Origin of the sequence: Streptomyces sp. NPDC005195, assembly GCF_040608315.1 — a bacterium.
GTDB lineage: Bacteria > Actinomycetota > Actinomycetes > Streptomycetales > Streptomycetaceae > Streptomyces > Streptomyces kaempferi.
The window spans coordinates 1-1,136 of the sequence record NZ_JBEXHZ010000384.1 but is presented as its reverse complement, the minus strand read 5'-3'; the positions used below and the strand labels follow the sequence as shown (position 1 = coordinate 1,136).

Here is a 1,136-nt window from a genome sequence, read left to right as displayed (position 1 = left end):
GCACCGCCCAAGACCGCCGCCGTACCGGAGGAACAGCCGATGCCGAACCGCACCGACACCCGCGCGCTGCACTGCGCCGTCCTGCCCTTCGCGGACTTCGGGCACATCGCTCCGAGCCTCGGCGTCGCCCGCGAACTCATCGCCCGCGGCCACCGCGTGACCTACGTCGTGGACGAACGGTTCGCCGCCCTCGTCGAGGAGGCCGGCGCCCGCGCCGTCACCTACGCCTCCGCACGCGGCGACTTCTACCGCGCCGCCGACCCGACCCCCCGCCAACTGTCCGAGGACGGGTACGCGTTGCTGGTGGACACCGTCGACACCGTGTTCCCCGCGGCCCTGTCCGCCCTCACCCAGGACCCCCCGGACGTCGTGCTCTACGACTTCGAGAACGTGGCCGCCGGACGGGTCGCCGCCCGGGTCCTGGACGCCCTGCCGGTGCAGCTGACCCCGAGCCACGCGGCGAACGAGACGTTCTCCCTGCGCGCCCAGATGTGGGACCGCGAGGACCCGGTCATGGCCAAGGGCGCCCGCGTCGTCATCGAGTTCATGGGCCGGCACGGCATCGGCCTGGAGGAGATGGGCCGCTACGGCACCGAGTGGGACGAGCGCAACCTCGTCTTCCTGCCGCGGGAGTTCCAGATCGAGGGCGACACCTTCGACGACCGCTTCGCGTTCGTGGGCCCCATGGTCACCGAGGCCCGCCCCGGCCAGTGGTCGCCCCCGGCCGACGGCCGGCGCACCGCGCTGGTGTCGCTCGGCACCGAGTCCGGCGACCGCCGTGACTTCTTCCGCACCTGCGCCGACGCGTTCGACCCGGCCGACTGGCATGTCGTGATGACACTCGGCCGCGGCAACGACCGCGCACAGCTGGAGCCGCTGCCCCCGCACGTCGAGGTCCACGAGTGGCTGCCGCACCCGGCCGTGCTGCCGCACGCGGACGTCCTGGTCTGCCACGCCGGCATGGGCAGCCTCATGGAGGCCCTGTACTACGCCACCCCCGTCGTCGCCATCCCGCGGGCCCACGAACTCGGCCTGAGCGCACAGCGGCTGGAGGAGTGCGGGGTCGGCCGCACCGTGTCACGGGCCGTCCTCGACGCCACCGTCCTCGCCCGCACCGTGAGCGGGCTGCTGACCGA

1 protein-coding gene is annotated in these 1,136 nt (G+C 73.4%); it reads left to right on the top strand.

Annotation, left to right across the window (positions count from 1 at the left end; translation table 11 throughout):
* Positions 1–39: 39 nt before the first annotated feature.
* A partial coding sequence (locus tag ABZV34_RS39820; RefSeq protein WP_356288312.1) for a macrolide family glycosyltransferase occupies positions 40–1,136 on the top strand: 1,097 nt, incomplete at its 3' end.